Origin of the sequence: Paraburkholderia hiiakae, from assembly GCF_904848665.1 — a bacterium.
GTDB classification, from domain to species: domain Bacteria; phylum Pseudomonadota; class Gammaproteobacteria; order Burkholderiales; family Burkholderiaceae; genus Paraburkholderia; species Paraburkholderia hiiakae.
Genome location: NZ_CAJHCQ010000004.1, coordinates 390,510 through 414,940 on the forward strand (window position 1 = coordinate 390,510; position 24,431 = coordinate 414,940).

Consider the following 24,431-nt stretch of genomic DNA (forward strand, 5'->3'; position numbering starts at 1 on the left):
GATGTTTGGCTGTATGCGGCGTGGCGGGTCGTGTGCATCGTCATTCGAGCGCCCACCGCGCGAGCGTACCGACCAGCTCGTTCATGAGCACGTTGTCGATCTCGCGCGCGCCGCCCGCGGCGCGGCAGCGCGCGAGCACGGCATCGATGATCCGGCTGTCGAAGGCAAACTGCTTGCCCGTGGCGTCGCGGTAGCGCGTGCGCAGTTGCTGGAGCTTTTTTTCGATGATGGCGCGCAGCACGGTGTCGTCGAGCGCGGCATACGGCACGGCGGTCATGCGAGCGAGGAACGCGGGGCGAAACGCCTGCAGCAATTCCTCATGCAGCCGCCGCGCAAAGGCGTCGGTGGCGAGTGTCGCGGCTGGCGTATTGAGCAGCAGTTCGGCGCCCACATTGCTGGTGGCGAGGATCACGGTGTTGCGAAAATCCACCACGAGCCCAGTACCGTCTTCCATCACGCCCTTGTCGAAAACGTTATAGAAGGCTTCGAGTACATCGACATGCGCTTTTTCGATTTCATCGAGCAGCACGACACTGTAAGGACGCCTACGCACTGCCTCGGTGAGCTGCCCACCGCTCGCATAGCCCACGTAGCCCGGCGGCGCGCCGCGCAGCTGCGAGACAGCGTGCGCCTCCTGGTACGCCGCGAGGTCGATCACGATGAGATTGCGCTCGCCGCCATAGAGCGCGTCGGCGAGGGCGTAGGCCGTCTCGGTCTTGCCTGTTCCCGTCGGCCCCACGAGCAGGAACACGCCGACCGGCCGTAACGGATCGGCGAGTCCCGCGCGCCAGGCCTGGATGCGCATCGCGATGCGGTCGAGCGCTGCGTCTTGTCCGACGATGCGCTGCGCGAGACGTCCCTTGAGCGTGCGCACGGCGTGGGCTTCGTCGGCGAGCATCTTGCCCACCGGAATCCCGGTCCAGCTCGCGATCACGGCAGCGATGGTTTTCGAATCCACGCACACCGGGACCATGGGGTCGTCGTCGCGAATCGCTTCGAGGCCGCTTTCGAGGCGCGCCAGTTCGGCGGCGAGGTCTTCGCGCGGGTCGGCGGTTTCGTTACTTTCACTCGCATCCACGCTATCGGGCGGTTCTTGCGCGCCGACATCGGATGGGTCGCGAGGAACGGCGCCGAGGGCATCGAGGGCGATCAGGCGCGCGCGTACCGCGAGAATCTCGCGCACGGTCGCCGCCTCGTCGTGCCAGCGCGCTTCCAGCGTCTCGACGAGCGCTGCGTTATGCGTATGTTCGGCTTCGAGCACGGCGAGGCGCTGCGTGTGGTTCGCGCCCAGCACCGTTTCCGCGCGCAGGCGCAGCAGTTCGTCGTCGAGCGCGCGCTGCCGGTGGCGGGCCGCTTCGAGTTGCGGTGGCGTGTCGTGCTGCGCCAGCGCCACGCGCGCGCACGCGGTGTCGAGCACGGCGATCGCCTTGTCGGGCAATTGGCGCGCGGAAATGTACCGGTGCGAGAGCTTCACCGCATCGACGATGGCGGCGTCGAGGATCGTCACGTTGTGATGCGCCTCGAATTTTTGCGCGAGCGCGCGCAGCATGGCGATGGCCGCCGGTTCGTCGGGCGCTTCGATCTGCACGAGCTGGAAGCGACGCGCGAGCGCCGGGTCGCGCTCGAAGTACTTCTTGTATTCGAGCCACGTCGTGGCCGCGATCGTGCGCAGCTCGCCGCGCGCAAGGGCGGGCTTGAGCAGGTTCGCGGCGTCGCTGCCGCCTTCCGCGCCCCCTGCGCCAATCATCGTGTGGGCCTCGTCGATGAAGAGCACGACGGGCCGTGGCGAGTGCCGAGCCTCGTCGATCACGGCGCGCAGGCGGCGCTCGAATTCGCCTTTCAAGCCCGCACCCGCCTGCAGCAGCGCGAGGTCGAGCATGCGCAGCGAGACCTCGGCAAGCGGCGGCGGCACGTCGCCCGCCGCGATGCGCAGCGCGAGACCTTCGACTACGGCCGTCTTCCCCACGCCGGGCGCGCCCACGAGCAAGGGATTGTTCTGCCGCCGCCGCAACAGGATGTCCAGTGTCTGGCGGATCTCGGCATTGCGCCCGATGATCGGGTCGATGCGCCCGGCTCGCGCTTCGGCGGTCAGGTCGAGCGTGTATTGGTCGAGCAGGGCCGGCGCTGGCGCGGCGCGCTCCAGGGCGCCGGCTAGTGCGGGGAGGCTCGCGTTGTCGCCTATGGCCGCTTCGAGCGGCGCATCCGGCGGTAATGGCACAAGCGGCGCAAGCGGCGCGGCCGCCTCGCCGGGCGCGAGCCAGACGGCGAAGTTGGCGCGCAACGCGGCGCTCGCCACACGCAGCAGCGTCGGCGCCGCATGCACGATGCGTGCGCGCAGCGCGTCGTTTTCGAGCAGCGCGATGAGCAGCGTCGCCGCACGCACGCGGGGCTGCTGGAGCACGACCGTGGATTGCACGAGCGCGTCCTGGAGCCACACGAGCAGGTCGGTCGAGAACGACGGAATGCCTGTGTTGCCGCGTTTGAAGCGCGCAATGGCCGTGCGGATTTCGGCGCTCAGTGCGGCGCGGTCCACGCCGAAGTGCGGCAGCACGCACGCGAAGTCGCCGCCCTCGGGTTCGGCGAGCGTGAGCAGCCAGTGCTCGATTTCGACCGCGAAATGCGTCTCGCGCAGGCAATGTTGCGTGGCGCGTTCGAGCGCTTCGCGCGGCTCGCGCTCGAGGCGCGCAACGAGCGTCTTGAGGTCGAGCGTCACGGCGCGGCACGCCCCTGAATGTCGTCGGGCGCAAGACACGTGAGGCGCGCAGGCGCCGATTCCGCGGCGCCCGCCCAGGCAGTCCAGCCTAACCGCAGCGGCGCGTGCCGCGAGAGGCGCGCGCGCGGCAATTCGCCTGCTGCGAGCTGCAGTTCGAGATGCACCTTGAGTTCGGCGCCGAACCACTCGGCGGCCAGCGAATGCAGCGCTTCATGCGCAGGCGCACCCGGCAGGAATGCTTCGTACTGCTCACGCCTGAGCGGCCCGAGGCGTACGCGGATGCCTTGGTGTTCGTCCCAGATCCTCGTGCCCGCAACGGCGTCCTGGCCGAGCCGCCGGTTGCGGCCGCCGGAGCCGATGGCCGTGCGGCTCGCGGCGGGCAGCGTGCGCCAGCCGCCCGCGAACGGGGTGGAGCGCACGTGCACGCGGAAGTGATGGAGCACCATGACATCGAAGCCCGCGAGCGAACGCCGACGATTCGCAAAGAGGCCCGTGCGCGCCAGTACGGCGCGTATGTCAAGCGGCTCGGGCAGCGCTGGCGCTTCTTGCACCGCATGGTTGCCATACGCGAGCGAACCCAGCGAGGCGTTGCCCGTGAGCGCGCGCAGCACGACGTCAGCCGAACGCTGCGCCGTGGCCGGCAGCGGCTCGGCGCTGCGGTACTTGCGCTGCGCGCGATAGAGCAGCGCAAGCAGCCGGTGCTGGAAGATGTCGAGAAACGCCGCTGCCGAGCGGTCCTTACGGCGCAGGCGGTCCTGCAGCCATTCCTGCCATGCACCAGGCAGGGGGCCGTTCGGGCCGCCCAGCGCGAACGCATTGACCTGGAGCTGGGGCGGTCCGGCGTGTTCGGATTGTGTGGATTGTTCCTCGCCAACCTCGGGCACAAATGCGAGCGAGCGCGGCAAGCCGCGCCGCAATGGGCCGAGCGCGCTCGCGGGAAAGGCGGGCGAGAGATTGCCGCTCAACGCGAGCGCTTCCTGGCTGGGGTCGAGCCCGGTGCCGAGCGGCTGGGCGAGCGGCTGCAGCAATTCGAGCAGGCGCACCGCCTGCGTGAATTCAAACGCATGCGGCTCGTCGAACAGCCGCTGCGTCAGAGAACGAGCGGGCTGCCCATCGTCGGCCGCCATGTGTGGATCTCCCGACCGTCGCGTACGAGCGAGGTCTGTACGAAACGGTTGACACTCGCATAGAGCGAGAAGAATTGCGCGAGCACGCCAGAAAAGAGCACGGTGCTCGCGCCGACGAAGCTCGCTTCGTCGAGTTCGATCCGCACGCCAAGTCCGTTGCGCCAGCCGCGCCAGCGGTCCGAGCCGACATGCGCGACGATGGGTTCGCTCGACACCGCCACGAGTCCCGCGATCTGGCGCTGTGAAGGGGCATGCGCGCCGAGATTGTGGAGCATGAGCATTTCACGCAGTGACTGCAGCGCTTGCGGGCCTTCTACGATCGATGCGTGGTTGAGCACGAGTTGCGACACGAGACGCCAGCGCGACGTGCCGTCGAGCGCCGCCACGATCTGCGGCGTGGGCCGATGCGCAATGCGCACCCGCGCCACGGGGCCGGGCACTTCGAACGAGAGCGCGGCGCCCGGCGCGAGCCGATGGGCCAGATGACGATTGGTGCACAACAGGTCCGCGGTGAGCGTGCGCGCCGCAGTCGCGGTTGGGTTGAAGCGCGTGTCGACGAAGGTGAGCATGACGTCGCTGCCGGGGCGCGATGCATGCAGGCCGCTCACGCGCCGCGCGTACCAGTAGACGGCCGAATCCGCGCCGTGCATCGAGCCGTACCAGGGCGCCACGTCTGTTACCGTGCGGCCGGCCACGGCGCGCACATTACGCACGGCGTAGATCTCGGTGCTCGATTCGCGGTGCGCGTCGGGACTCACGCGCATTTCGCGCGCGGTGCCGTCGGGCCGCAACGGTTCGGAGGTGCGGGCGAACAGATTGAGCGCCGGCGCGCAGCCGAGCTGGATATCGTGTGTGTGCAACGTGAAGCGTCCGCGCGGGGCGGCCGTGAAGCCGATCACGAGATCGAGGCTCTCATCGGCATCGGCAGGCGGCTTGAACGGCAGGTCGAAAAACGCGAACTTCTCGGGAAACGCGAAGTATTCGACCAGCAGACGGCAGGCCGGATGCGCGCCGTCTTCGAGCGGCAGGAGCGCGTCATCCTCGTCGAAGCCAACCGGGCAGGGCAGACCTGGTTGCGCGTGCAACGTTCCCTCAGGCGCCTGCAGCCAGGTGGCGGCGCTGTGCGCGCCGAGCAGATCGTAGAGCGCAGCGGACGTGACAGGCGAACCCGCGAGGCGCACACGCAAACGCTCGATCGGCAGCGCGCCTAATCTGTGCGGCCCGATGCCGCGCAGCGTGAGACGCAGCGCCGATTGCAGCGACGCATTGCCCGTGAGCGCCTGCGCTTCCTCGGCGTCGAGCAACTGGGCCGCGGCGATGGTGAGCGGCCAGAGCGTGACGTCGGTGCTCGTGCGCCAGTGGATCGTTGCACCGCTTGCGTCCACGTGCATGAGGGGCGTGTCGCGCGGCACGCGAAACCCCGTGGCGATGCTGCCTTGCGTGGGGTCCGGCTCGAACTGCACGATCGTCATGGAAGGCACGGGCCGCGACGCATACGGATAGAACTGTTCGAGCAGGCCATCCGTAAGCGTCGTGTATTCGTCGTCGAGCGTGCGCTGGATGCGCGCAGTTAGCACCGCGAAGCTTTCGATCAGGCGTTCGACGTTCGGATCGGCGCTTTCGCCAGGGCCGAGTTCGAGCCGCCGGGCGATCTTCGGATAACGCTGCGCAAAACCTTCACTCGCGCGGCGCAGATAAGTCAGCTCGCGCTGGTAGTAGTCGAGCAGTTGCGCATCAAGCGAGTCGTTCATCGACGATCCCGATGGACTGCGTTTCGCCGTCCTGCCCGGCGATGTAGGTGACGACATGCTCCACGCCATCACTGCCGCGCAGCGTTCCCCGAATGCGCAGGCATAGGCGCCATGGCGCGGTGGCGTCCGCTTCGATTTTCACGCCTGGGCCGTGAAGGCGCGGCTCGAACGCGCGGATGGCCTCGGCCACTTCGCGCTCGATTACCGCCCGGTCTTCCGCGCGCGCCGCGCTTTGTCCGCTCCAGTCCGGCAGGCCATAAAGCAGCACGTCCGGCGCGCGCGGCACGCGTGGCGTGCCGCGGCGCGTATTGAGAAGGCGCAGCAACTCCGAGCGGACCGACGCGCGCAAGCCGGCCGCGTCGAGCGTGCGCGCGGCGAGTTCGTCAACGGACTCGTGCGTGTCGAAAGGCGCATCGTCGGCCAGCCGTTCGAAGAGCGGCATGGGCGCGATGGCGATGAAGGGGCGGATGTTCGCCACAGGCGGTACGCGCTAGGCCGCCGCCTTCACAACCTTGTTCGCAGCCAGGTCCCACGTGGAAGCCGCAGTGCCTTCCTTGGTGGCATCGTCTTTCTGCGTAGTGAGTTCCCACTTGATCTTCGTGAAGTTCAGCGAGAGCGTTTCCACGGGCTTGCCGCCCGCGCCACCCGATACGCTTACATTGCTTAGCACGACGTTGTTGAGCGTATAGGTGATGAACGGCATGATCTTGCCGTCGCTTTCGGCTGCGTTGCGGCCCACCACGACAGTCGCGGTCGCAATGGCCTTGCCGCCGCAGCAATATTCGTTGAGCGTGGGCGTAGCGACGTCCACGAACTTCGTCACGGTGAATTCGCCGAGATGGGGCTTGCCCGACGTGCGCTCCGAATTGCTGACGTCGTTTGTCACCTGCATCGCCACGTTGTGACTGTACGACATCAACTCGATCTTGTCGGTATAGCCTTCCAGCGTGCACTCGCCTTTGATGTCGCTGCCCAGATCGAGAATGATCGAATCCATGATTTGCTGCTCCCGAAGCAATAAGTGAACACACCGGTCACGTGCGCGGCGCCAGGCGCGTTCAGGGACCAGGGGGCGCCCATGCGCCGCCTGGCCGTCGTATCTTCATCGAATCGCTTTTTGTCGCTGGTGCATCAGGCGGCAGCCGGCGGCGGCAAGGTTGCCACGAGCCGGATCGACGCGGTGAGTTCCTCGAGCTGGAAATGCGGCCGCAGGAACACCGTCGCGCGGTAAGCACCGGGCTTGCCGGGCACCTCCGTCACGTCCACGCGTGCCTCGCGCAGCGGATACTGCGCCTTGATTTCCTGCGGCGCGTTGTCGTTCACGAGCACGTAGTCGGCAATCCACGTGTTGAGGTAGCTGCGCACGTTATCGCGCGTCATGAAGCTGCCGACCTTGTCGCGCATGATCGCCTTGATGTAGTGCGCAAAGCGCGAAGCCGCGAGGATATACGGCAGCATGGCCGAAATGCGCGCGTTCGCCGTGGCCTCGGGCGTGTTGTAGAGCGCTGGCTTGCAGGCGGTCTGGCCGCCGAAGAACACCGCAAGGCCCTCGTTCTTCTTGTGCACGAGCGCGATGAAGCCGAGCGCGTCGAGCTCCTTTTCGCGGCGGTCGGTGATCGCCACCTCCGTGGGGCACTTCATGGCCTTGTCGCCCGAGGCCGTCTGGAAGATATGGTCCGGCAAGCGCTCGACGGCGCCGCCGCCTTCCACGCCGCGAATCGCCGCGCACCAGCTGTATTGTGCGAACGCGTTGGTAATGCGCTGCGCAAGCGCGTACGCGGAGTTGCCCCATAGATACTTCGAATGATCCGTACCGTCGACATCCTCGAAGAAGTTCATGCCCTCCACCGGGTTGCTGTCCGGATGATAAGGACGCCGCATCAAGATGTGCGGGAGCGTGAGCGCGACATAACGCGAGTCTTCGCTCTTGCGGAATTCGCGCCAGCGGGCCATGTCGATCGTCTCGAAGACCTTGGAGAGGTCGCGCGGCACGCCCAGCTCCGTAAAGCTCGCCATGTCGAAGAGTTGCGGGTGCGCCGCCGAAATGAACGGCGCATGCGCGGCGGCGGCCACGGAGGCGAGCTTTTCGAGCAGGCTCACGTCGGGCGTCTGGCGCGTGAAGTGGTAGTCGCCCACCAGCACGCTGAACGGAAAGCCGCCGAACGTACCGTATTCCTCTTCGTAGATCTTCTTGAAGAGTGCGCTGGTATCGACGTCGATCGCCTTCTCGAGATCGTTCTGCAGGTCTTTCTTCGAAGCGTTCAGGAGGCGCAGTTTCAGGCGCGTGCCCGTTTCCGAGCCCTTCACGAGAAAGTGCAGCCCGCGCCACGACGACTCCAGCGCCTGCATGTCGGGGTGGTGCAGCACCTCGTTGAGCTGCTCGCTGATCAGCTCGTCGATCTTGCGAATATGGTCGTTGATCATCGCCACGGTGTCGCGGCTGATGGTCATGTTCTTGTCGAGCACCTGCAGGGCGAATTCGGCGAGCAGCTCGCGCGCGTGCTGCTGCTGCTCCTCGTATTGCGCCATGCGCCCTTCCTGCACGATGCGGTCGAGCAGCGTGACCGTCTCCGCCTGCGCGCTCGCGGCGGCTTGTATGTCGGACATGATTGTCTCCTCGTGTTGGGCTTAGCTGGCCGGCGTGTCGCCAGCGGGGGGCGGGGCGTCGCCCGGCTCCGGTGGCGGCAACTGCGCAGTCGGCGTGTCCTGCGGGTGCGCCGAGCGGATTTCGCTCAACCCCTTCGGGTCATGCACCACTTCCTGGAGGAGCTTGTCCAGTTCGTCGTTGCCGTCGAGCTTGGTGAGGAGGTCGCGCAGGCGCAGCCGCGCGTCGTAAAGCTGTTTGAGCGGGCCGATCTGCTGAACGATGCTCACAGGATCGAAGTCGTCGATATGCTCGAACTTCAGCTCGACATTGACCTTGCTGCCGTCGGCGGCGAGCGTGTTGTCGACCTGCAGCGTCACGCGCGGCCCGATCGACTTCATCACGTCGTTGAAATTGTCGCGGTCGATGTCGACGAAGCGGCGCTCCGTCATTTTCGGCAACGGCTCGACAGGCTTGCCGGACAGGTCGGCAAGAATGCCCACGACGAGCGGCAGCTCGCGCTTTTCGATGGCATTGCCCGTTTCGACGTCGTACGTGATCTGGACACGCGGCGGTCGGTTCCGTTCGAACCAGTGCTGGGTACTGTCGGCCATGGTCACCTCGGTGGCGGTCGTTCTTCTATTGCATTGTGTAACGGGAGGAGATGCGCGTTTGTCGTCAATCTGCCTTTTTCATGATGCATTTTCTTTAAGACGAGAATGGTCCGCAAAACGTAATTAAACGATTGCCAGATCCATTCCCGGTCCTTCAGAAAAAAAGCACAGCTATAGCATGCCCCGGATTCGTCAGACGAGAGCATTCACGGCGTTAAGCGTTCGCGCTGCCTGGTTCTTCAGCTTGTGCTTCGTCGCGCGATTCGTGAAGATAGACGGTCAGGACTTTAGGACAGTAAACGGGGAAATTCAAAGTATATTTACTGCGCATATGCTAAACGCCTTTCAAGTTTATTTAGGCATTATTTTTGAATCGACCGGTTAAAAATCGTTATTGCAATGACGTGTTGTGCACTTGTAGACTACGCGCGAAACCGCTTGCGCGGCAGAACATGCGTCTTGATTAGAAATACGAACTAGCATGAGTTCTCCTGCGCGCGGGCAGGAGGCATCGCAGACAAGAGGCGACGCACACAATGGGGATTGCGCAGTGATCACCACGTTAATGGCCGGCGCGTCGCGCGCCGCGCAGCCGCACGGCTGGCGCGCAGCCACGCTCGTGCTGCTCGCGCTCGCGCAGATGCTCGCGGCGTGTTCGTCGCTGCCGAAGGTACAGGTGGATACCCTGGCTATTGCCGTTTCCACGCAAGCGAATCAGGACACGCCCATTGCCGTGGACGCCGTGCTCGTGCGCAATCCACAATTGCTCGACGCGTTGCTGGGCCTGCCTTCGACGAAGTGGTTCGCGCAGCGCGATCAATGGCGCCGCGATCATCCCGAGGACATTACAGTCGTGTCGTTCGAGGTCGTGCCGGGGCAGCAGATCGCGGCGGCGCCGTTTCCGTTTGGCGGCAAGCGTGGTGCAGGCGTCGTGGTATTCGCGGACTACCAGACACCGGGCGCGCATCGCGTGAGGCTCGACACCGGGCCCGCTCACGCGCTGCTGCTGCTCGGCGACCAGGATCTGAGCGTGCAGGCCTCACATTGATGTGACGCGAATATGTCACGCGAATGTGCCGCGCGAATGTGCCATGAAATGGCGCGGCAACACTGAACGACGAAACGTTTAGCAATAGAAAGCAAACACATCATGCGAACTTCGTTTCCCGATCCGGTCTGCTGGTTCGACGGCATGCCCTTGCTGCCGCAGCATTTCCAGACCCAGGCACTGCACGCCGCGGGGCACGCCGCGCTGCTGGCCGGCGCCGCGCGCGCGCATTACTGGGGCGTGCTCTCGCTCGAACACGACGCCGCGGGGCTTGCCCAGGGGCTCGTGCGCATCAGCGCGCTGGAGGCGATCCTGGCCGACGGGCTCGCCATTCGCCACACGCCGCACGACCCCGTGCTGGAGGTCGACGTGAGCCACGCGTTCAGCGCGCCGGATGAAGCGCTCACGATCTATCTTGCGGTGCCGCCGCTGTACCGCGGCGGACAACTCGATCCCCAGGCCGGGCGCTACACCCAGCGCGAGAGTCCGGACGTTCCCGATCTTGTATCAGGCGGCGAGCCGGCTTCGATCACGACGTGGACGCCGCGCCTGCACCTCATGACGGATCTCGGCCGTCACGAATTCGACCGCCTGCCGCTCATGTGTGTGAGGCAGCAGGGCGGCGGTGTGGCGATTGCGGATTACGCGCCGCCGTGTCCGTTCGTGCGCGCCGACTCGGTGCTCGGTCAACGCGTGATGCGCCTCTTGCTGCGCGTGCGCGAAAAATGCGTGTTCCTGGCCGGGCGTCTGCAGGCGGCGCAACGTGCGGAGGAGCGCGACGACGCCGCGCAGATCGAGCGCCAGCTCTGCGCGCTCTGGAGCCGCCTGCCCGAAGTGGAGGCGACGCTCGTCACCGGCATCGCGCATCCCGCCGAACTGTATCGCGTCGTCGCCGGCATGACGGGCGCGCTCGCGGCACTGCGCCCCGCGCGCGGCGTGCCCGCATTCGCGACGTTCGATTACATGGCACTCCTTGCGTCGTTCGATCCACTGCTCGAGTGGGCGGACGAAGCGCTCGCGACGATCCGCCAGGGATATCGCGTACGCGCGTTCACCGAGGAGGGCGGCAGCTTCTGGATCGCGCCGCCGTTCGAAAGCGGCGGCAACGTTGCGCGCGAACTCGTGATCGGGTTGCGCATGCCGGCTGACGCCGGAGAGCACGACGCGAGCGTGTGGCTCGATCACGCCGTCGTCGCGTCGCGGCCCTACGTGCCCACGCTCGCGCGGCAGCGCATGCGGGGCCTCGCGCGCCGGCGCCTCGCGCGCGAGGAGCGCGCAGCCTACGCGACGGGCGACGACACGACGCTCTTCGCGGTGACCGTGGAGGACGCATGGTTCGACCGCGCGCAGCCGTTGTGCATCGAGGTCCGCACGACCGTGCCAGGCCGCGCGCCCTGGGCCGTGCAGCTTTTCACGCCCACGGGCGACGCCGCCGACGACGCGCGCCACGCGGGAGCCGACAATGCTTGATACCAGCGATCCGAGCGACGAGCGCCTGCCGCTCATGCGCGCATTCGTCGTGGCGTTCGCTTTCGCGGAGAACGCGCGCCTGCGCGCGGTCGCCCAGGCGGCGAGCACGGCGAATACAGCAAACGCCGCCAATGCAGAGCCACCCGCCGATCCCCAGCGCGAAGCGGACACGCTCGCCACGCAGTTGCAGTCCGCCACGCGCAAGCTCGCGCGCGACGCCATGGCGTGGACCGGGGCGGCCGGCGAAGCGGACATTGCCGCCGCGCAATACGCCTATGTCGCGCTGCTCGACGAATTGCTGCTGTTTTCGGCGTGGAATGGCGCGAGCGTGTGGGAGACCTGGCCGCTCGAAGCGCGCATTTTTGGCACGCGCGCGGCGGGCGAGCGCATTCCGGCCGCTATCGAATCTCTGCTCGCGCAGCGCGATCCGGCGCAGCGCGATCTTGCCAACGTCTATCTCGCCTGCCTCACGCTAGGCTTTCGAGGCCGCCTGCGCGGCGAGGCGGGCGCCTTGCGCCACGACCAGTTGCGTCACGCGCTGTTTGCTTTCGCCATGCAGCGCGACCCCGAGCCCAACCGGCTTGGCGCGCCGCTCGAACGCGCCGCGCTGGCGCCGCGCGAAACACGGCCGCTCACGCAGATGTTTCCAGACCGCGCACGCCTCGCGCTATTCGTGGGCGGTGGATTCGCGGTGCTGCTCGCCGTGTCGCAACTGTTGTGGCGCTACGCGACGGCGCCTGTGCGTCCTTCGCTCGAACAGTTTGAAACGGTGTCGATGGTGCAAGGGCGTCCGTCGCAGATAAGCCATACGAGCACCACGGGCATGGTGCTGCCGCGCGCGAGGACGATGCGCAGACTACGGCCGCCGGCTCCGCCCGCAGACTTGCCGGGCGTGCCGCAAACGCAGGACACACCCGCGGCGCCGACGGTTTCCACGACGCCGCCCGCCACGCTTGCGCTCGCGGCGCGGCGCATCGTCACGGTGAGCGTGCGGAACGCCGACGAAGCCAGTGAAGAAAGCCCGGACGTTACGCCACCGGGAGCCCGGCCATGACGACCACACTCGTAGTCGTCCTGATCGTCCTGATTGCGCTGTTGATCGTGGGGCTCGCGGTCGCGCTGGTGGTGCGCTGGATGCGCGCTCGCGACGAACGCAGGCCGCTGCGCAATTTCACCGCCATGATGCGCGCGGCGCACAACGCGATGGGCGTGCGCGACCCGTACTCGGTGCCGCGCGTGCTGGCCACTGGCGCACCGGCGGCGCTCGACGCGCTAGCGCTTGGCTGGCGCCTCACGAGCGTTGGCGAGCCGGCCTGGTTCGGCAGGCTCTGGCACGACGCGGAAGGCATTCTGATTGCGGAGCCGGGCGACTCGCTCGGCGCGCGCGCGGCCGCCGAGCGCCGACGCGGTTCAACCGGCGGACGTTTGCTGCGCGGCTTGTTGCGCAACCGGCCGGGCCGGCCGCTCGACGCGCTCGTGTGGGTGATCGCGCTCGACACGCTCATCGACGAAAACGGCACAGCGCGCGCGGACACCGACGCGGCGCTCGAAGCCTCGCGCACGGTGCTCGCGCTGCAACGCCAGCTCGGGCAGATGCTGCCGCTCTACGTGGTGGTGACGGGCTGCGACGCGCTGCCCGGGTTCGACGTGCTCGCGGCGCGCCTGCGTCGCGAGCGCATCGAAACGCCGCTGGGCTGGGCCTCCCCGTATGCGCCACGGCGCGCCTTCGAGCCCGCCTGGGTGGACGAAGCCTTCGCCGACATGAGCCGCGCGCTCGCGGCGACTGTCACCGAAATGGGCACGCTCGACGGCACGCTGGACGGCGACGTGTTCCTGCTGCCCCAGCGCCTCGACACGCTGCGCGAGCCATTGCGCGAGCACATCGAACCGACCTTGCGCGGCGCCGCCGACGGCACCGCGCCGCTCATGCGCGGCATCTGGTGCGTGGGCGCGATGCCGCAGGCGCAGGAGCGCGAGGAGCCCGCCATCACGAATGCGGCGCGCAAGGAAGCGCGCGCTGCTGCGGCGCCGGCCTTCGCATCGCGCCTCTGGCACGACGTGCTGATGCCGGGGCAGGGACTCGCGCTTGCTATCCCGCGCGTGCTCGCGCTGCGCATGCGGCGCTACCGTATCGCCACGTTCGCCGCGATCGCGCTGGGCGTGTGCTGGTGCGTGGGGCTCGGCGTGACCACGTGGCACGTGCGCAGCGACGCGCGCATGCTCGCCAGCAACTACGACGCGCTCGCGCTCGCGAGCGCCGCGTGGCATGAAGCGGGTGCGAGCAGCAGCGAAACGGCGCAGGCAAACGCGCTGAGCAGCGCGGCGAACGCCTTCGTCAAGGTGCCGCGCTGGCAGCTCGCCACGCCGTTCATGCCGCTGTCGTATTTCGGCCTGCGCCGCCGGCTCGACGACGCGCAATACCACGTGCTGAGCGGGCTCGTGTTCACGCCGCTGCGCGCGCGGCTCGTCAGCCGTCTCGCCGATCTGAACTGCGATGACGCAACCGTTGCATCGGGCGCGAACGCAAACCTCACGGCCGCCGCGCGGCGTTCCCAGGACCTGCCCGAGTACACGCAGGGCACGCGGCTCGTCACGAACGCGGCGCAGACCGAGCGGCTGATCACGAACTACAACGAGCTGGTGGAGCGCGACTCGGGCAACACCGTCATGCTCGCGCAACTCATGCGCGGCGCGGTGGGTGTGAGCTTTTCGCCCGATCATGTGGCCGACCGCGCGGGGCTCGACGACGCGGTGCGCGCGACCGCGGTGGAAGGCGGACAACTGACGTTCGACGGCACCGAGGCGCGCACCGCGCAAGCGCGCGCGAGCGTGTGCTTCGAGGAAACTTTCGACCGCTGGTTCGACGATATTTATCAGGACTCCTCCCTCACGACGAACGCCGCGCAAATCCAGGCCATGCTCGCCGATCTCAAGGCGCCCGGCGCGGTTCCCACCACCGCTGCGCTTTCCGAACTGGCCACGCGCATCGACACGCTCGCCACTCAGGTCGATACCGCTGACCACGGCTGGGCGGGCACGCACGGCCAGGAACTCGTGCCGGGACTCACGGCGACCTTCGACACGGCAAAAGCCCTGCGCCTGATCGGCGCGACGCCGGTGGCGAGCGTGCTGGAGCACGAGCAGAGCGAACAAAGCGCGTTCGCGGCACGCTGGCTCGCAAGCGGCAACCTGCCTGGTGTGCTGGCCTCCGATCCCACCACGGGGCTGCAACTGGCGCCGGACCTGCTGCCGCTGCGCGATGCGTTGCGCACGCTGCTCGGCCAGTCGTTCGTTGCTGGCGAGGGCAACGCGGCGGCCGAAATTCGCGGCGTGGACGCGGACTCGGCGCAGCGCGCGCTCGCAGTCCTGCCCGCCTACAAGCAATATTCCGCGGGTCTTCTTGCGCAGGCGCCCGAAGCATGGCGCGGCGCGCTGCTCGCCGCCGCGGGCAACGCAACCGTGCACAGCATGGTGGCCGCGCTTTCGGCACCGGCGGCGCCGGGTGGGGCGCGCAACGTCGCCTATGCGCCGCAAACGCAAGGCGCGCCCTTCGACACGCTGCGCAAGAACGCGACCGATCTTGTGGAAGCGTTCGACTCGCTCGGCCGCGCTGATCTCGCGCAGGCGGTGGCCTTGCGCGTAAGCGACGCTGCACTCGACGTGCTGCGCTCGACCGATGTGCAGTTGCAATCGCTCGAACCGTTTCGACCGGTGCGCGGCGACTTCTCGGCCTGGAACGGCAGCGCCGGCGGGTCGATGCGCGCCTTCGGCGCCGCGACACCCGAAGCGCTGCAAACCTACCTCGCCGCCCAGGCGGGCGCGGTGGCCGACACGGCCACGCTCGCGTCGAGCGCGCTTGACTGGCTCACGGCGCAGAACCCACCGCTCTCGACTGCGGACGCGCGGCTCGTTGCGCGCTGGAAGGCGCTTTTCGCGGACCTTGCGCAGTACCGCGCGCGCAGCCCGGCGAGCGCGCTGGTGGCGGTGCCGTCGATCATCTCCAACCAGCTCGACAAGATGGACCTCGACACATGCAGCGCGTCGCTCGCGCAGGTCGATGTGCCGGGCACGGGCGACATTGTCTCGAGCGCGGGCATGCGGCTCGTCTCGTCCGCGCGCGAACGCTGCTACCGGCTGCAGATCGGCACCGGCGGCGACGCCTATGAACAGTTGCGCAGCTATTTCGCGCGTTATCTGGCCGGCCGCTTCCCGTTCTCCGCAGACGCGAACGCGCAGGCCGCCGACCTGCGGCAGACGGCGACGTTCGTGGCGCTGCTCGATGCGAAACTCGCGGACGCGCAACGAGGCATGAGTGCCGCGGCGGCGAGCGGCGGCCAGCAAGCGGGTGCGCAGCAGTTTCTGGCGAAGCTCGCGCGCGCGAAGCCCTGGCTCGACGCGCTGGTGGCGCGCGGCGCGGACGGCGCGCTCGTGGGCGTGGACGTGGCGGTGGACTGGCGCATCGACCGCGCCGACGAAGCCGGTGCGGACCAGGTGATCCAGTGGTCGCTCGCGAGCGGCAGCCAGATGCTCGCCTGGCCCGCTGTGGCCGGCACGCCGCTGCGCTGGGCGCCGGGCCAGCCCGCGGCGCTCAGCCTGCGCTGGGCGAAGGACGGCCCGTGGCGGCCGATGCAGGACGCTTCGCAACCGACGTTGTCCGTCGATGGCGAAGCCGCCACCTGGGCGGCAAACGACACATGGTCGCTGTTGCGCCTCGTGCGCCTGCATGCGGTGCCGGATGATGGCGTGGATACCGGCACGGGAGCGGGCAACGCACGCATGGTGCTGAGCGTGCCGGTGCGCGACCGCAACGGCGGCACGCAAACCGCGCGCATGTTCATGCGCGTGGGCATGACGGGCGCGTCGAAAACGGCGCTCACGTGGCCCGATCTGCCCTACGCGGCGCCGGGCTACAGTGTGTACGGGGCGCCCGCGGTGACTGATGGACCGTATCCGTCGAGCACCTCGAACACCCAGGCGGGGCGCGGATGAACCCGGCATTCGACATCGAAGCACTCGTTCAACCGATACCGGGCAGCGCGCCAGCCGGCGTCTCGCTGCTGCACGACGCTGCCTTCGACGCGATCAAGGCGGCGCGCCGCGAGGACGACCCGGCATTGCCAGCGGGTATCTGGCAAACCACGCTCAAGGTCGCCGATTGGGCTGCGGTCGAGGCGGGCTGCGAGGACCTCCTCGCGCGCCGTAGCAAGGACCTGACGCTTGCCGCATGGCTGGGCGAAAGCTGGCTGCAACGATATGGTTGTGTTGCATTGCCGGCTTGCTTCGCATTGCTGAGCGAATTGTGTGCGCGCTATTGGGACGACATCCATCCGCTGCCGCGCGACGGCGACCTGGGTTTTCGGGCCGCGCCGCTCGCATGGGTTGCCCAGCAGTTCCCGACCTTGCTCGGCGGGCGTATCGCGCTGTGCGCGGGGCCTGATGGATCGGCGCTGACGCTTGCGCGCTGGCAAGGCGCGCAGCGCGAGGCCGTTGCAGTGAAGGACCGCAAGGACGTGCCCGCGGCGAAGCGCGAGGAAGCCGCACGGTTGGCGCAGGCACTGGCGCAGGCTGCGCACGACGCGTCGCCCGCCGCGCTACGCGACCAGTTGCAGGCGCTACGCGCGGCCCGCGCACCGATTGCGAAGCTGGACGCGTGGTGCACGCAGCGGCTCGGCGCGGAAGCTCCGTCGTTCGGTGCGCTGCTGGAGACGTTAGAGCGCATGGAGAGCGTGTTGCGAGGCTGGCTCACGAAGCATCCCGAGTGGGAGGACCTACCGATGGTTGAGGCCGCACCGATTCAGGAACAGGCGGTAGTCGAGCCTGCTGCGGTTCAGGTTGCTGCGGCTGGCGCGGCGCAGGAACCGAAGGGGCCGGGAAGGCTCGATACGCCTCAGTCGCGCGATGAGGCGTACAGGCTGCTGGCCATTGTCGCGGACTATCTCATGCGCTATGAGCCACACAGTCCTGTGCCTTATATGCTCAAACGGGCGCTTGATTGGGGCGGCAAGCCATTGCCGGAGTTGCTGGCCGAGTTGATGGCGGGTGAGCGGGGCAGAGCGTTGGGGGCAGCGCTTGGGTTGCTGCCCGAGAGTGAGCAAGGGTAGCAAGCCAGCCAGCCGCCCGCCTAAGGCCCCCACCCCTCGCCATCAGGGAAAGTGTATTTCTCCAGCGAATCCGGCTTCATTTCGATGCTATAGCCGGGCGTTTGCGGTGGCATATAGCGCCCATTGCGTATCACGACAGGATCGACGAAATGCTCATGCAAATGATCGACATACTCGAGCACCCGGTTCTCCAGCGAAGCCGAAACGCATAGATAGTCGAACAGCGAAATATGCTGCACGTACTCGCACAGTCCGACGCCGCCCGCATGTGGGCACACCGGAATACCGAATTTCGCCGCCATCAGGAGCACGACGATCACCTCGTTCAGTCCACCTAATCGGCAGGCATCCACCTGGCAAAAATCGATCGCCTCGGCCTGTAGCAGTTGCTTGAACATCACGCGATTCTGACAATGCTCGCCCGTGGCAACCCCAATCGACCCCAAACGCCGACGAATCGCCGCATGGCCGAGAATATCGTCGGGGCTCGTCGGCTCCTCGATCCACCACGGATCGAACTCCGCGAGACGCCGCATGTTCGCCACCGCTTCGTCCACATCCCATACCTGGTTGGCGTCCATCATCAGCTTCAGGTTCTCGCCGATTTCCTCGCGCAGAATGCGTGCGCGCCGTACGTCTTCGTCGAGATTGCCGCCCACCTTCTGCTTGAAATGCGTCCAGCCCAGCGCGACGCCTTCGCGTGCGAGGCGGCGAATCTTGTCGTCGTCGTAGCCTAGCCAGCCAGCCGAGGTCGTATAGGCGGGATAGCCCTGCGCGAGCATTTCCGCTTCGCGCGCGCCCTTCGTCTTCGCGTGGCGGTGCAGGATGGCTAACGCTTCATAAGGCGTGATCGCATCGGTCACATAGCGAAAATCGAGGCAGCGCACGAGTTCCTCGGGGCTCATGTCGGCGAGCACCTTCCAAACGGGCTTGCCAACCGATTTGGCCCACAGGTCCCACACCGCATTGACGACCGCCGCAGTGGCAAGATGGATCGCGCCTTTATCCGGGCCTATCCAGCGTAGTTGGCTATCCGAAGTAAACGCGCGCCAGAACGCGCCCATATTTGCGGTAATGTCTTCGAGCCGCTTTCCGACGATGAGAGGCGCCAGCGCGTTGACCGCCGTCACGCAAATTTCATTGCCGCGCCCAATGGTGAATGTCAGGCCGTGCCCCGTGAATTTGTCTGGAGAATCGGTTTCGAGTGTGACGTAAGTGGCTGAGTAGTCCGGCGCGGCGTTCATGGCATCGGAACCGTCAAGCGAGCGCGAAGTGGGAAAGCGGATATCGCGAACGGACAGCTTGCTGATCGTGGTCATTCGAACTCCCTATGGAAGGGACGGCTTTCGGGTAGGGGAAAACCAGGCGTTTGCACGCGTTGACAACGCTGAATCTGCTACCTAGCATGCTAGCATGTCTTCTTAAAATCAAGCGCGCCGTGAACTCTTCATCGGAAGTGGCGAGTGTCGCCGGCAATCCTTATGTCGCACTGCAAAAGATCAGGGGCGGTGAGCGCGGCAGCCTGACCGATGCGGTCGAGCAGGCGCTGAGAGAAGCGATCGTGACGCTCGCGCTGGAACCCGGAATGATGATCGACAAGATGGCGGTCTGCGAACGCATGGGCGTGTCGCGCTTTCCGGTTTCCGCCGCGCTGGCGAAGCTCGCGCACGCGGGTCTCGTCGAAGTTTTGCCGCAGCGCGGCACGCGCGTCAAACCGATCGCGCTCGACGATATTCGCCAGCATCTGTTCATTCGCAGCGCGCTCGAAGTCGAAACGGTGCGTGGTGTCGCGCGCATGAAGGACAGCGCCACGATCGACGCACTAGCAGCCAATCTCGAGGAGCAGCGCAAGGTTGCCGGTAACGATCAGCGTCTCGTGTTTCATGAACTCGATCTCGCGTTTCATGAAATCTTGCTCGACGCGGTGAACCTGCCGCGCGTGAAAGAGATCGTTGCGGTGTCGCGCAATGCGCTGGATCGCGCAAGGCAATTGCTGGCGAGTCCCGAGCGTCTCGTGCATACGCTCGACGAACACGAACGGATTTTCGAGGCCATTCGCGCCGGCCGCGCCGACGCGGCGGCAAAAGCCATGCACGACCATCTCGATCAGGTGATCGAGGAGTTGCACCGGTCCGCGAAAGCGCGGCCGGATCTCTTTGCGCCTTAAGCACCTTAGGCTTACGTCAAGCAGCGACCGTACTTCAACCACCTTCGTGCAGCGCCGCAAGCAACGCCGCGCACGGAATCAAGGGGCCCCGGTAATGTGTCTGGCTTTTCTTTGCGGATTTGCGCCATGACGCCGCTCATTTCCGTTAGCAAGCTGAGCAAGAGCTTTCCCGGCGTGAGAGCGCTTCACGAAGTGCAATTCGAGCTCATGGCGGGCGAGGTGCACGCGGTGATGGGCGAGAACGGCGCGGGCAAGTCGACGTTGATGAAGATTCTCGCGGGCGTTTATACGCGCGACTCGGGCGACATTCTCTACGATGGCCAGCCCGTGGCGTTTGCGAGTCCGCGCGAGGCCCAGGCCGTGGGCGTCGGCATCATTCATCAGGAACTCCAGCTGATGAATCATTTGACCGTCGCACAGAACATGTTCGTCGGCCGCGAGCCGCGCGGGCGTCTTGGCCTCTTTCTCGACGAAGACAAACTCAATGCGCAGGCGCGCGCGATCCTCGCCCGTATGCATGTGCAACTCGACCCGCGCACCGTGGTCGGCTCACTCACCGTCGCGAGTCAGCAGATGGTCGAGATTGCCAAGGCGCTGTCGTACGATTCGCGCGTGCTGATCATGGATGAGCCGACTTCCGCGCTCAACGACGCGGAAATCGCCGAGCTTTTCCGCATCATTCGCCAGTTGAAAGAGCGGGGCGTGGGGATCGTCTACATCTCGCACAAGATGGATGAGCTCAAGCAGATTGCCGATCGCGTCACCGTGCTGCGCGACGGCGAATACGTGGCCACCGTCGCCGCCGCCGATACGAGCGTGCAGGCCGTCATTGGCATGATGGTCGGCAGAACGCTCGCTGACATCGCGCCGTATCAGGGTCCGGCGCACCAGGGCGAGGTCGCGCTCGAAGTGAAGCATCTGAACGCCGGGCCGCTCGTGAGGGACGTGAGCTTCACGTTGCGCAAGGGCGAAATACTGGGTTTTGCGGGACTCATGGGCGCGGGCCGCACCGAAGTTGCGCGCGCCGTTTTCGGCGCGGACCCGGTCGAATCCGGCGACATCTTCGTGAAAGGCGCGAAGGTGTCGATCAAAACGCCGAGCGACGCGGTCGCGCACAGCATCGGGTATCTCTCCGAGGACCGCAAACGCTTTGGTCTCGCGACCGGCATGGATGTCGAGTCGAACATCGTGATGTCCAACCTCGGCAAATTCCTCTCGCTGAACCTCTTTCTGCGCCGCATGCAGATACGCAAGACGGCGGCGCATTTCATCAGTCTCCTCGCCATTCGCACGCCTTCCGCCACGCAGCCGGTGCGTCTGCTCTCGGGCGGCAATCAGCAGAAGATCGTCATAGCGAAGTGGCTGGAGCGCGACTGTGATGTGCTTTTCTTCGACGAGCCCACGCGCGGTATCGACGTTGGCGCGAAAAGCGAGATCTACAAGTTGTTGCGCGCGCTTGCGGAACAAGGCAAGGCGATCGTGATGATCTCGTCGGAACTTCCGGAAATCCTGCGCATGAGCGACCGGATCGTAGTGATGTGCGAAGGCCGTATCACTGGCGAACTCTCTGCCAGCGAGGCGACCCAGGAGCGCATCATGCATCTCGCGACCCTGCGCGAAACCTTGCAAGCGGCATGAGCCTCAAGAGGTCGAATCCATGACTATGCAATCGGATACTGCGGCTCTGGCGGATCAGAAACGGTCGGCCGGTTTAAGGGCGCGCATTTTCTCGCCTACTGCGCTGCAGAAAATGCTGGCGTTCGCGAGCCTGATCCTGCTGCTGATCTTTTTCAGCTTCGCTTCGCCTGCGTTCATGCAGATGGACAATATCCTCGGCATTCTGCAGGCAACGGCAGTGAACGGCGTGCTCGCCATTGCCAGCACGTTCGTCATCATCACGGGCGGCATCGATTTGTCCGTCGGCACGTTGATGACTTTTACGGCCGTGATTTGTGGCGTGTTTCTGACCTATTGGCATTTGCCGATGTGGATTGGCGTGCTCGCCGCAATCGCAACGGGCGCGCTGTGCGGAACCGTTTCGGGCACGCTCACGGCGAAGATGAAAATCCCGCCGTTCATCGCCACGCTCGGCATGATGCTGCTGCTCAAGGGGCTCTCGCTCGTGGTCTCGTCCGACAAGCCCATCTATTTCACCGACACCGAAAACTTCTACATGATTTCGCAAGACTCGCTGATCGGCTATTTCCTGCCCAGCGTGCCTGTGCCGAACGCCGTGCTGATTCTGTTCGTGCTCGCCATTGTGAGTTCGATCACGCTCAACCGCACGGCGCTTGGGCGCTATACGTTCGCGCTCGGCAGCAATGAAGAGGCCGTGCGCCTTTCGGGCGTGAATGTCGATCGCTGGAAGATCGCCATTTATGGCCTTGGCGGCGCGATTTGCGGCATTGCAGGACTGTTGATCGCCTCGCGTCTGAATTCGGCACAACCGGCGCTCGGCCAGGGTTACGAGCTGGAAGCCATCGCGGCCGTCGTGATCGGCGGTACGTCGCTGAGCGGCGGGTCGGGCACGATACTCGGCACCATCATCGGCGCGTTCATCATGAGCGTGCTGACGAACGGCCTGCGCATCATGTCGGTCGCGCAGGAATGGCAGATCGTGGTGACGGGGCTCATCATCATCCTCGCGGTCTATGCGGATATCTTGCGGCGCAAGAAGCGTTGAAAGAGGAGACGGAAGAAGCAAGGAAAGAACGGGGAGTAAAACAAGACTCCCTCAACGGCTGGAGGTCTATGGCCCACCTTAGGAGGAGAAATGTCATGTTGAAAAGAAAACTGATCAGTGCCGTAATCGGAGTGGGCGCGCTCGTGGGCGTGTCTGGCTTGACATATGCTGAGGAACCCTACATTCCGATCATTTCAAAGGGCTTCCAGCATCAGTTCTGGCAAGCCGTGAAAGCTGGCGCGGAACAGTCGGCGCAGGCGAACAACGTCCGGATCACGTTCGAAGGCCCTGAAACCGAGGCCATGGTCGACAAGCAGATCGACATGCTCTCGGCAGCGCTCGCCAAGAAGCCGCAGGCGCTCGGTATTGCCGCGCTCGACAGCAAGGCCGCCGTTCCGCTGCTCAAACGCGCGCAGTCCAGCAAGATCCCTGTGATCGCGTTCGACTCGGGTGTCGACAGCGATATTCCGCTCACGACCTGCGCCACGGACAATCTCGCCGCCGCCGCGCTCGCCGCCGACAAAATGGCGGAGATGATCGGCAACGCGGGCGAAGTCGGCGTGATCGTGCATGACCAGACGAGCCGCACGGGTATCGATCGGCGCGACGGCTTCCTCAACGAGATGAAGACGAAGCACCCGGGCATCAAGATCGTTTCCGTGCAATACGGCGCTGGGGACCACCTGAAGTCGGCGGAAATTGCCAAGACCATGATTCAGGCGAACCCGAACCTCAAGGGCATTTTCGGCGCCAATGAAGGCTCGGCGGAAGGCGCGGCGATCGGCGTGAAGGAGTCGGGCAAGAAACTGGTGCTGATCGGCTTCGATTCGGGCAAGGAGCAAAAGGAGGCCATCATGTCCGGCCTGATGGCGGGTGCGATCACGCAGAACCCGGTCGGCATCGGCAAGTGTGTCGTCGATTCCGCGGCGAAGGCGTTGAAGGGCGAGACGCTGCCGAAGAAAATCGACACGGGCTTTTACTGGTACGACAAGACGAATATGAGCGACCCGAAGATCGCTGCCGTGCTTTACGACTGATTGGTGTGGGAGGAAGAGCGGCAGCGCTTCCTCTTTGTTTTCCAAAGCGGAGACCGGATTTGATATCGGGTCTCCGCTTTTTTCTTTGCTTCGCTGCCCCCACGCAGGACCAATCCCTGGAAATTATCAAAGAATCCGGCGCGCGCGACCGCTACGCTAATGGGCTAGTCCCCATCTGGCAGATGAACACACTCAGAACAATGAAGAAGACATGGCACGCGTGAAACTTTCACCAGGCGACGTCGTTATCGGCAAGCCTTTGCGATTTCCCGTCTACGCGCCGGACGGCAGCCTTCTCCTCGCACCGGGGCACGTTATAGAGTCGATAGAGCAGGTCAATACGCTGTTAAAGCGCGACGCGCGAGTGGATGGACACTGCGTAGCGCCTCGCCCCCCGGTGCCGGATAAGGTTTTTGGGGGCGTAACTACGGGCGCGCCCACAGAAAGCGAGGAGGCATTGCACCGTGGCATAGAATCGACCACTGCTGCCTTTCCTCGCATGCCCCAGGGACCGGAGTTGCAATTAGCCGATCCAGAAAGGAGCGATATCCCTGTTCGGGCTATATGGGTGGGGATGCTGCCGGGGATCAGCTTGCTCGTGTCGAGTCAAAGTCAGAGCGATCTGCTGCGAATCGGGCAGTTGCTCGATGCGACTGCTCTTTACGGGCGTTATATCTATCGTTTTAGTACCCGGGTGCTTGTCAGGGATCCAGGCCCCGTGGGCGTGGTACACCTGGACTATCCTCAGGAGACGCAAAGAATTCCGATCCGCAGGCACCTTCGCGTAAGCGCCAATCTGCCAATCAGACTCCGGCAAAATGATGGATCTACCGCTGGAATCGACGGTAGGACGCTGGACCTGAGCCTGAGCGGCGCAAAGGTGCGGTTGCCGCGAGCCGCCCTCGCGAGCGGGGAGTACGTGAGCGTTGTATTGTCGCTTCCGTTTGAGAATCGCGCGAGGCAGATCAACCTCGGTGGAAAGGTGAGAAAAGTGAGTCCGTCGGGGAGCGGACAGCTTATCGGCCTCGAATTTACGAGCGTTCCGAGCGAAGTCCAGGGGTACCTGCAGGCCTTCATTTTCGAGGCCTATTCGGGTGGAATCGCGATGTGAGCTTGCCGGTCGCTCACCTGATCCA

Annotated in this window: 18 protein-coding genes; 10 read left to right on the top strand and 8 right to left on the bottom strand. The window is 65.4% G+C overall.

The features are described 5' to 3' along the window. Positions 1–40: 40 nt before the first annotated feature. From tssH to tssB, 7 genes are all read right to left on the bottom strand, one after another. Positions 41–2,713, bottom strand: coding sequence for a type VI secretion system ATPase TssH (tssH, locus tag JMY28_RS10985; protein WP_201695915.1), 2,673 nt, complete (start codon positions 2,711–2,713; stop codon positions 41–43). After that, a complete protein-coding gene (gene tssG, locus JMY28_RS10990; RefSeq protein WP_201695916.1) occupies positions 2,710–3,840 on the bottom strand; it encodes a type VI secretion system baseplate subunit TssG in 1,131 nt (376 codons plus the stop codon). Before tssG ends, tssH begins: the two co-directional genes overlap by 4 nt. Then, complete coding sequence (gene tssF, locus JMY28_RS10995; RefSeq protein ID WP_201695917.1) at positions 3,804–5,591, bottom strand: type VI secretion system baseplate subunit TssF; 1,788 nt, start codon at positions 5,589–5,591, stop codon at positions 3,804–3,806. The genes tssG and tssF overlap by 37 nt, the downstream gene beginning before the upstream one ends. Next, positions 5,575–6,069 carry a type VI secretion system baseplate subunit TssE gene (gene tssE / locus JMY28_RS11000; protein WP_201695918.1) on the bottom strand — a complete coding sequence of 165 codons (495 nt, stop codon included), beginning with the start codon at positions 6,067–6,069 and terminating at the stop codon, positions 5,575–5,577. Before tssE ends, tssF begins: the two co-directional genes overlap by 17 nt. A gap of 12 nt (positions 6,070–6,081) precedes the next feature. After that, positions 6,082–6,588, bottom strand: coding sequence for an Hcp family type VI secretion system effector (locus tag JMY28_RS11005; RefSeq protein WP_201695919.1), 507 nt, complete (start codon positions 6,586–6,588; stop codon positions 6,082–6,084). A 134-nt stretch (positions 6,589–6,722) separates the two neighbouring features. Continuing rightward, positions 6,723–8,198: a type VI secretion system contractile sheath large subunit gene (gene tssC / locus JMY28_RS11010; protein ID WP_201695920.1), complete on the bottom strand. Its 1,476-nt coding sequence runs from the start codon at positions 8,196–8,198 to the stop codon at positions 6,723–6,725. Positions 8,199–8,219: 21 nt separating this feature from the next. After that, positions 8,220–8,789, bottom strand: a complete 570-nt coding sequence (gene tssB / locus JMY28_RS11015; protein ID WP_201695921.1) for a type VI secretion system contractile sheath small subunit — start codon at positions 8,787–8,789, stop codon at positions 8,220–8,222. A 550-nt stretch (positions 8,790–9,339) separates the two neighbouring features. On the opposite strand from tssB, the gene JMY28_RS11020 reads away from it, so the two are divergent. The 5 genes from JMY28_RS11020 to tssA all read left to right on the top strand — a co-directional run bounded on the left by JMY28_RS11020 (position 9,340) and on the right by tssA (position 17,408). Next, a complete protein-coding gene (locus tag JMY28_RS11020; protein WP_201695922.1) occupies positions 9,340–9,837 on the top strand; it encodes a hypothetical protein in 498 nt (165 codons plus the stop codon). Between the two features lie 102 nt (positions 9,838–9,939). Next, positions 9,940–11,307 (top strand): type VI secretion system baseplate subunit TssK, encoded by a 1,368-nt coding sequence (gene tssK / locus JMY28_RS11025; protein WP_201695923.1) that lies wholly within the window; start codon positions 9,940–9,942, stop codon positions 11,305–11,307. Next, positions 11,300–12,361, top strand: coding sequence for a DotU family type IV/VI secretion system protein (locus JMY28_RS11030; RefSeq protein ID WP_201695924.1), 1,062 nt, complete (start codon positions 11,300–11,302; stop codon positions 12,359–12,361). The genes tssK and JMY28_RS11030 overlap by 8 nt, the downstream gene beginning before the upstream one ends. Next, positions 12,358–16,296, top strand: a complete 3,939-nt coding sequence (locus JMY28_RS11035; RefSeq protein ID WP_201695925.1) for a type VI secretion system protein — start codon at positions 12,358–12,360, stop codon at positions 16,294–16,296. The genes JMY28_RS11030 and JMY28_RS11035 overlap by 4 nt, the downstream gene beginning before the upstream one ends. Next, positions 16,293–17,408: a type VI secretion system protein TssA gene (tssA, locus tag JMY28_RS11040; protein WP_201695926.1), complete on the top strand. Its 1,116-nt coding sequence runs from the start codon at positions 16,293–16,295 to the stop codon at positions 17,406–17,408. The genes JMY28_RS11035 and tssA overlap by 4 nt, the downstream gene beginning before the upstream one ends. Positions 17,409–17,428: 20 nt before the next feature. On the opposite strand, the gene JMY28_RS11045 is transcribed toward tssA, so the two are convergent. Continuing rightward, positions 17,429–18,727, bottom strand: a complete 1,299-nt coding sequence (locus JMY28_RS11045) for an L-fuconate dehydratase (RefSeq protein ID WP_201695927.1) — start codon at positions 18,725–18,727, stop codon at positions 17,429–17,431. 86 nt (positions 18,728–18,813) lie between these two features. Here JMY28_RS11045 and JMY28_RS11050 point away from each other — a divergent pair, with 86 nt between their 5' ends. The 5 genes from JMY28_RS11050 (at position 18,814) to JMY28_RS11070 (ending at position 24,406) form a co-directional block, all read left to right on the top strand. Beyond that, positions 18,814–19,575 (top strand): GntR family transcriptional regulator, encoded by a 762-nt coding sequence (locus JMY28_RS11050; protein ID WP_201695928.1) that lies wholly within the window; start codon positions 18,814–18,816, stop codon positions 19,573–19,575. A gap of 126 nt (positions 19,576–19,701) precedes the next feature. Then, positions 19,702–21,213 carry a sugar ABC transporter ATP-binding protein gene (locus tag JMY28_RS11055; RefSeq protein WP_201695929.1) on the top strand — a complete coding sequence of 504 codons (1,512 nt, stop codon included), beginning with the start codon at positions 19,702–19,704 and terminating at the stop codon, positions 21,211–21,213. A 19-nt stretch (positions 21,214–21,232) separates the two neighbouring features. After that, positions 21,233–22,258: an ABC transporter permease gene (locus JMY28_RS11060; protein WP_201695930.1), complete on the top strand. Its 1,026-nt coding sequence runs from the start codon at positions 21,233–21,235 to the stop codon at positions 22,256–22,258. Positions 22,259–22,353: 95 nt separating this feature from the next. After that, positions 22,354–23,295 (top strand): ABC transporter substrate-binding protein, encoded by a 942-nt coding sequence (locus JMY28_RS11065; protein WP_201695931.1) that lies wholly within the window; start codon positions 22,354–22,356, stop codon positions 23,293–23,295. 211 nt (positions 23,296–23,506) lie between these two features. Next, the gene (locus tag JMY28_RS11070) at positions 23,507–24,406 is read left to right on the top strand and encodes a flagellar brake protein (protein ID WP_201695932.1); all 900 of its coding nucleotides are present in this window, start codon (positions 23,507–23,509) and stop codon (positions 24,404–24,406) included. Positions 24,407–24,431 lie beyond the last annotated feature (25 nt).